The organism is Aneurinibacillus aneurinilyticus ATCC 12856 (genome assembly GCF_000466385.1).
Taxonomy (GTDB): Bacteria; Bacillota; Bacilli; order Aneurinibacillales; family Aneurinibacillaceae; genus Aneurinibacillus; species Aneurinibacillus aneurinilyticus.
In genome coordinates this window covers 1-6901 of the sequence record NZ_KE952754.1, presented here as the reverse complement: position 1 = coordinate 6901, position 6901 = coordinate 1, and the positions used below count along the sequence as shown (strand labels likewise).

The following is a 6901-nucleotide window of genomic DNA, read 5'->3' as shown; positions in this document are numbered from 1 at the left end:
ATTCGCAAGAAAAACTTTAATTTATAGAGGGAGGTAAAACTATGAGTATCGAAATCGTTCTAATTCCCTTAGCAATTGCATTAACAAAAGAGATTGCAGAAGGTATCTCAAACTATACAGATAATAACAGAAACGATCACGTTGTTATTGAAACCCGAATGAAAGATGAATCTCTCTTAAAACAAGCTCTAGGGGAGTGGAGTTGTTCATTTCGTCATGTAGAGACACTAGATTTTCTAGAATCCATTAATGAGAATGAAGTGACCTTTTTGCTTAATGAAGAAGGTTGCTATTCACTAGTTTTACCTGAATCAGCAGACAGAGGCGCATACATTGAATGGATTAATGATGTGGAGAAATCTTACACACATTACCTTCAGCAGAGCGTGTATCAAAATCTAATGGAAAAAGCAAAAAGACAGGGTATGATTTTAGAACAAGAGGAGGTATTAGAGGATAATTCTATACAGGTAACATATATATTAAACCGGTGAAAAGGGGGGATAGGGTTGTTAAAAGTTTACTCAAATAGAGGGAAGGCTTGGGAATTAGCGAATAGTTGGTGGATATTATTAACGATTGTGCCCTTTGGTCTAGTTAGTTTTGTGGCATTTTTGTACATAGGATCAAAAGTAAAAAATCAACGTTGGAGAATTTTTGGATTCATTTATCTAGCAGTACTTATTGTTGCTTTAATTACTACTGCAGCTGGAGTTGGAGCAATCATTGCTATTTCATTATGGACTGTTACAGTTATCCATGCTTTTAACATCCGTCCGGCCTATTTGGTTCAACTAGATGTGTTAAAGGCCAACGAAAAAGCGGTAGAAAATCAAGAAATTTCAAAACTTAGACAAGAAGCAGAAACGAAATTTGGTATAACGGGGGATAGAGGGACTCAACCACCACCATTAAAAAACACAAGTCAATTGGAAAAGAAATCCAATGTGCAGGTTACCTCATCTATCAAATCTGTTGTTCCAGAAGAAAAAGTAGTAGTGAAAATTGATATAAACTTAGCATCTGAATCAGAAATTGCTTCAATCCCAGAAATAGGGATTATTTTAGCAAAAAAAGTTATCATAAAACGCCAGGAGGTTGGGGGCTTTCAATCGTTTGAACAATTCTCTGAAATAATGGGGCTGAGGGAGCATACAATCGAGAAAATAAAAAAATATGTAGATTTTTCACAGGTGGAAAATAATAATAGCCACACTAAATCAGGAAGAGTCATCGATTTTTAATCGTTTATGATAACTATATTTTATATAAATGGGGTAAGTCAGGACAGAATTATTTTGTCTTGGCTTACCTTAGTTTCTATGTGCCAGTTGGACGAATTATATGGAATTTTTTATGCATATCGAGATCGAAAATATAAAGAAAAAAAGGAAGGGTACAAATGATTACATCTGTAAATCAAAATAGAACTAAAATATTGCTAGCTAATTTATTAAAAGCGCGTTTTCCTTATTTATACATATCGACTTGGGAGGAAGATCGTGTATTGTCAGTTATACGTTCTGTTGCCCAAGATATTGAATTGATTAAAACTCCAAGGGAAGTTTTAATATGGAGAATGACAACGGGTATTCTAGATAGTAAATGCCAACCAAAAGGAGAATGTAAAACACCTTTAAAAGCGTTAGAGTTCATTGAAAGGTACGACAAGCCTTGTATTGTTGTGTTACAAGACTTTCATGTGTACTTTGGTAGTCAGGGGAGGCTTCCTGATTTTCAAGTAATTCGTAAATTAAGGGATATGTTAACAAATATTAAACAAAGCCCGAGTCCAATTAATGTAATTTTCACGTCACCTTTTCTTATCCTTCCAGAGGATTTGCAAAAAGATATAACAATTGTTGATTTTGATTTACCCACATTTGAAGAAATTAAATCTGTATTAGATGAAATGATCAGCATTAATGAACAAAGTGGAAGAATTAAAATTTCACTAACCGTTGAAGAAAGGGAGCGGCTTGCAAAGGCAGCATTGGGTTTAACTCTTTCAGAAGCAGAGAATGCATTTGCACGTGCGATGGTTGAGGATGGTCGATTAGATATCAAAGATGTAGGGGTCATTTTAGAAGAGAAAGAACAAATTATTAAAAAGACCGGAATTCTTGAGTTCATTACGAGTGAATTAAGGATAGAAGATGTCGGTGGTTTAGAAAATTTAAAACGTTGGTTAACGAAGCGTAATAAATCCTGGTTAGACTCTGCAAGAAAATATGGTCTACCTGCACCAAAGGGTGTCCTTATTACAGGGGTTCCGGGTTGTGGGAAAAGTTTAATTAGTAAATCGATTAGCTCGATGTGGCAGCTACCACTTTTACGGTTAGATATGGGAAAGATTTTTAGTGGTATAGTTGGTAGCAGTGAAGAAAATATGAGGAAAGCGATTAAAACGGCAGAAGCTATTTCTCCCTCCATACTTTGGATTGATGAAATCGAAAAGGGGTTTAGTGGCATATCAAACGGTGGGGACAGTGGTACATCATCACGTATTTTCGGACAATTTTTAACATGGATGCAAGAAAAGACCAGTCCAGTATTTGTTATAGCTACAGCGAATAACATTTCGGGATTACCACCAGAATTAATGCGTAAAGGACGCTTTGATGAAATATTCTTTGTTGATCTTCCAACCACCCGTGAAAGAAAGGAAATTTTAAAAGTTCACATTAATAAACGCTTAAAAGATCCTGAGGTTATTGGTCAATTCCAATTAACAGATGAAATGTTAGAAAGTTTAGCAGTGAAATGTGAAGGATTTGTTGGAGCAGAGATTGAACAACTTATCATTGATGCATTATTCGAAGCTTATGCTGAAGAACGTTCGATTTTTCTAGAAGATTTCGAAAGGGCTATTGCTAATACAGTTCCACTATCCGTTACTCAAGCGGAACAAATAAGAGCTATTCGTGATTGGGCAAATATTCGTGCTGTTACAGCTACACCACAAGAAGATCGCGAAGATTACACAAAGGAGAGCGTTCCAGTGTCGAATACTAGATCGAATCCTGATAGTAGGGATAATATTGATGACATTCGTTTTAATCGGGGTGGAAGGACAATAGATTTCTAAGGAGTGAGTATATGAAACAGAAAATTCAATTACGCATTTTTCCTGATGGTCGTATACAAGCAGAAACAAAAGGGATAAAAGGAGAGAGATGTACAGATTATATTACAATCCTGGAAGAAATGCTTAATGCTCAAGCGGTTGAAGCTGAGTACACCAAAGAATTCTACGAAACAGAAGAGGTCAAAATTCAACAAATCCAACCAAATCGTTTGATGAATGAAATTAAATAGAGTATTAAAATTATTCAACTAAATTCATGCCCATACTGCTAACTAAACTTAACATGCTTCTTGTAGGGGAATATTGGTTTGCAGATAGGAGAGGTACGGGGAACCTTACCATAAGTAACTGCAAACCCAACGAAAAAAACACGATATGTTTATAAAAAAGGGGTCACCGTACATGCCCATCAACTTAAGTAATTAATTGTTCACCAAAACGGAAAAAATAGGCCGAATTTATCTTGGGATAAATTCGGCTTTTAATTGTTAGAAATTATATTTGGTCATTTTAAGATTTCCGATAGCCTAAAAAACATAAAAGATTAAATAATAGTAATCCTCCAGCAATGTACCATGAATATCGGAATGCTTGAATAAGCCCATCTGTTTCCATGTTGCCTTGTGAACTCATAAATGTTGCGGCAACTGCAGCACCAAATGCAATTGCAACGTTTTGTAACATACGTTGCACAGCTCCAAGCGTACCTTGTTTCTCTTCAGGTACAGATGTCATAACTGATGCAATATTAGCTGGCTGAAAAATTCCTCCTCCAATCCCATATAGAAGCAATAAACTCACCATTATATATGGTGACCAATGGGCTTGGATAAAGCTTAATCCAACAAATGCTATGAACATAACACATAAACCTATTTTCATAAGTAATTTTGGCCCAAAACGTTCCATGTATTTTCCTGCTATTCGCGAAAATATTACTAAACCAAGCGGAGCTGATAATGAAACAAACCCTGTTTGCCAAGGAGTTAATTGCGTAAATACTTGTAGGAAATAGGGTGGGATGATAAAAATAATTGCTGAGGCCACCCCAAAGCCTACTGTTGCAAATATAGGAACGATAAAGTTTGAATGCCGGAATAAATGTACATCTATAATAGGGTGTTTTACTTTGGATTCATGAATTATGAAAATACCTAATAAAATAATTGAAATCATGATATATCCCCACGTAGATATACTTTTCATTCCTACACTTGATCCATGCGATAAACCAAAAAGAAATAGCAAGGCGCTTAAAGTAAAGTATATATTTCCTAATACATCGATAGGTGATGGATGTATTTCTTCTTTTATAACTCGAGATACTTTGTAACAAGCCCATAATCCAATTAGGCATAATGGAATGTTAATCCAAAAAATCCATTGCCAACTCCCAAGTGAAATGAAAAATCCTCCAGCAGTGGGGCCTAAAATAGGCCCTAATCCTATCATTACTCCTAATGTACCTAATGCATGACTACGATTCTCAGGGGTGACAAGAGTTGTAATGAGAGCCGCAGATGTAGCTTGTAAAGCAGCGGCACCAATGCCCTGAATGGCTCGACATACAAGCAATTGCCACATTTCTTGAGATAAGCCGCATAATATAGAACTGAAAAGAAATATAACAAACCCCCACAAACATATTCGGATTCGGCCTATGCGATCACTAAGTTTTCCAAATAAAAGGATAGTGGCACTAAGTGCCATAACATATATAGTTACACTCCATGTCGTTATAGTTACTGTTGAATGAAATTCTTTTTCTAAAAATGGTAAAGCAATATTGATAATACCAGTATCTAAAGTTGATAAAAACATCCCGATACCAGCAGTCAGGATTACCATTTTTTCACTAAAAAGAGAAAGTGCTCGGTTTGCAACAATATTCGTATTATTCATCAAGTTACCACAACCTTTTTACTTAATCTAAGCTTGACGACAATGGGTCTTTCCAACTCTACCATTCTTAAGTATTGTAAAAACTGACCCGTATGAATGGCATCATGATAGGCAATTCTTAAAAGCATGTCACCCAAATATCGTTGATAGCCTATATCACTTCTATTGATAAGTCTCGATTCTAATTCCTCCGTTGATATGGATTCAACATATTCTATAAAATCAGAAAAATACGATTGCGATAACTCTATCTCTTTTTCAACAGAAGTGATTGGTTCTTCATCGTATGGGGTATGTATATCTGTCTTGATCGATCCGTTGTTCCTTAAGAGCATATGATAATGAAAACTTGCACTCCAAACATGACGAATCATCTCCCCAAAAGTCATTGCTTCTCCAAGAAAGCAAGCTATCAGGAAGTGACCTCCACAGTTTGAGAGAGCGCCTTCTTGTTTCCTTTAAATTTAATATACAAAGCTCAATTGCATTCATTATAAATTCCTCCTTGCTTGTGGATTCAAGATAATTGTATCAAATCGGTAATTAGGGTATCATCGAAATATGAATGTATATCCGAATTTCTCATATATAGCAAAACTAATTGCAGAACCTACAAGAGCAATAATTTTAGATTGTTTAATGAATGGTCAGGCTTTACCAGCTAGTGAATTAGCATATATGGCAAAAGTGTCACATCCAACAATCAGTTCCCATCTTTCTAAATTGGTCGAGGGTAATCTCCTTAATGTTGAACAACATGGTAGACATCGGTACTATAGACTTGCTAATCAAGAGGTAGCAGAAGTTCTTGAAAAATTAGGTACGATTGCACCAACTGCTCCAGTTCGCTCTTTGAGGCAGTCAAATCAACTAAAAAAAGTTCGCAATGCTCGAACGTGTTATGATCATCTTGCAGGGGAGCTTGGTGTAAAGATAGCTGAGGGACTAATTGATAGACAACTTCTAACTCTAGAAGATGGAGAATACGCTGTGACTGAGCAAGGGAAAAAGTGGTTTTTAAAGTTTGGGATTAATATTGAAAAGGCTAATACAAAAAGGAGGATATTCGCGAAAACTTGTCTTGATTGGAGTGAAAGACGTTACCATATTGCGGGTTGGTTAGGATCTGAAATAGCCAATCTTTTTTTTGAACAGGGATGGATTACAAAAGAAGAAAAAAGTCGAGCAGTCCATCTTACAAACAACGGTAAAAAGGCCTTGCAAGATCAATTAGGTATTGATATAAAGAAAAATGAAAATAAGTCTGTTTAATTTTATTAGTCCGTCAAGTGACGGGCTCTTTCATTTTAGGTTAAACAGACGAAGAAGAATCTTTGATAATTCTTGGGTGTCTTTTTGTATGGATCGAAACAGAAGAGAAAAATAATCTTTGATCATATATATGGCTTTATATTCACTTAGCTCTAGTTTCTTCTTCATAAGAAGTAACTTCCGCATCTGAAACATAATAGAGGAACAGAGTAGAATCGCAATCAATTGTCCATACAAATGGCATTCCAATCGTTCTCGTTTTATCTATATTGGGAGACCGACTTGCCCCCATTGTAAGTTATTTCAACCAATATTAGAAAATAGTCTGAACGAAAATAAAAAATATATATATTATTATAATACAGATACAGCAAATAAAAATGATAATACTAGAGATAAAAAAAGAGAATTATTAAAACAACTTAAAATAGAATTTGTACCAATTATTATTTGAATCAATTTCATAAATCTGGGGCCAGTAGCCACAAGGGTTTCTAAGCATGGAAAAAGGAGTACCTCCCTAAATCTCGAATAAGTTAAGCACGACCAAAACTTTAGAGATAGGATGGTGACTCCCTATGTCCATTATACGACAAGGAAGCTTGTTTTTCACGTTTGGTGACAAAATTAGGGACATGC

Annotated in this window: 7 protein-coding genes and 2 pseudogenes; 6 read left to right on the top strand and 3 right to left on the bottom strand. The window is 35.5% G+C overall.

Annotated elements, in window-relative coordinates; genetic code table 11:
* Nucleotides 1-41: 41 nt before the first annotated feature.
* From HMPREF0083_RS09030 to HMPREF0083_RS09010, 4 genes are all read left to right on the top strand, one after another.
* On the top strand, nt 42-494 hold the full coding sequence (locus HMPREF0083_RS09030; protein WP_021620942.1) for a DUF1257 domain-containing protein: 453 nt from the start codon (nt 42-44) through the stop codon (nt 492-494).
* A 15-nt stretch (nt 495-509) separates the two neighbouring features.
* Entirely contained in the window at nt 510-1244 is a 735-nt protein-coding gene (locus HMPREF0083_RS26310) for a ComEA family DNA-binding protein (RefSeq protein WP_021620941.1), read from the top strand.
* Between the two features lie 158 nt (nt 1245-1402).
* A complete protein-coding gene (locus tag HMPREF0083_RS09015) occupies nt 1403-3088 on the top strand; it encodes an AAA family ATPase (RefSeq protein WP_021620939.1) in 1686 nt (561 codons plus the stop codon).
* An 11-nt stretch (nt 3089-3099) separates the two neighbouring features.
* The gene (locus HMPREF0083_RS09010) at nt 3100-3318 is read left to right on the top strand and encodes a DUF2997 domain-containing protein (protein WP_021620938.1); all 219 of its coding nucleotides are present in this window, start codon (nt 3100-3102) and stop codon (nt 3316-3318) included.
* A 280-nt stretch (nt 3319-3598) separates the two neighbouring features.
* Here the strand turns inward: HMPREF0083_RS09010 and HMPREF0083_RS09005 are convergent, their stop codons facing one another.
* Nucleotides 3599-4990 (bottom strand): MFS transporter, encoded by a 1392-nt coding sequence (locus HMPREF0083_RS09005; protein ID WP_021620937.1) that lies wholly within the window; start codon nt 4988-4990, stop codon nt 3599-3601.
* A pseudogene (locus HMPREF0083_RS09000) lies at nt 4990-5482 on the bottom strand (DinB family protein). The gene HMPREF0083_RS09005 and the pseudogene HMPREF0083_RS09000 overlap by 1 nt, the downstream one beginning before the upstream one ends.
* A 69-nt stretch (nt 5483-5551) precedes the next feature.
* Between HMPREF0083_RS09000 and HMPREF0083_RS08995 the strand changes: the two are divergent.
* The gene (locus HMPREF0083_RS08995; protein ID WP_021620935.1) at nt 5552-6262 is read left to right on the top strand and encodes an ArsR/SmtB family transcription factor; all 711 of its coding nucleotides are present in this window, start codon (nt 5552-5554) and stop codon (nt 6260-6262) included.
* Between the two features lie 36 nt (nt 6263-6298).
* Here the strand turns inward: HMPREF0083_RS08995 and HMPREF0083_RS27095 are convergent.
* A pseudogene (locus HMPREF0083_RS27095) lies at nt 6299-6526 on the bottom strand (IS4 family transposase); the annotation flags it as partial.
* Between HMPREF0083_RS27095 and HMPREF0083_RS30340 the strand changes: the two are divergent.
* Complete coding sequence (locus HMPREF0083_RS30340; protein ID WP_476726774.1) at nt 6456-6716, top strand: DUF6568 family protein; 261 nt, start codon at nt 6456-6458, stop codon at nt 6714-6716. The pseudogene HMPREF0083_RS27095 and the gene HMPREF0083_RS30340 sit on opposite strands and share 71 nt — an antisense overlap.
* Nucleotides 6717-6901 lie beyond the last annotated feature (185 nt).

Excerpts from the sequence above, each read along its gene's own strand:
- HMPREF0083_RS09030 (WP_021620942.1), top strand. The coding sequence starts at position 42 with ATGAGTATCGAAATCGTTCTAATTCCCTTAGCAATTGCATTAACAAAA.
- HMPREF0083_RS09015 (WP_021620939.1), top strand. The coding sequence starts at position 1,403 with ATGATTACATCTGTAAATCAAAATAGAACTAAAATATTGCTAGCTAAT.
- HMPREF0083_RS09010 (WP_021620938.1), top strand. The coding sequence starts at position 3,100 with ATGAAACAGAAAATTCAATTACGCATTTTTCCTGATGGTCGTATACAA.
- HMPREF0083_RS09005 (WP_021620937.1), bottom strand. The coding sequence starts at position 4,990 with ATGAATAATACGAATATTGTTGCAAACCGAGCACTTTCTCTTTTTAGT.
- HMPREF0083_RS08995 (WP_021620935.1), top strand. The coding sequence starts at position 5,552 with ATGAATGTATATCCGAATTTCTCATATATAGCAAAACTAATTGCAGAA.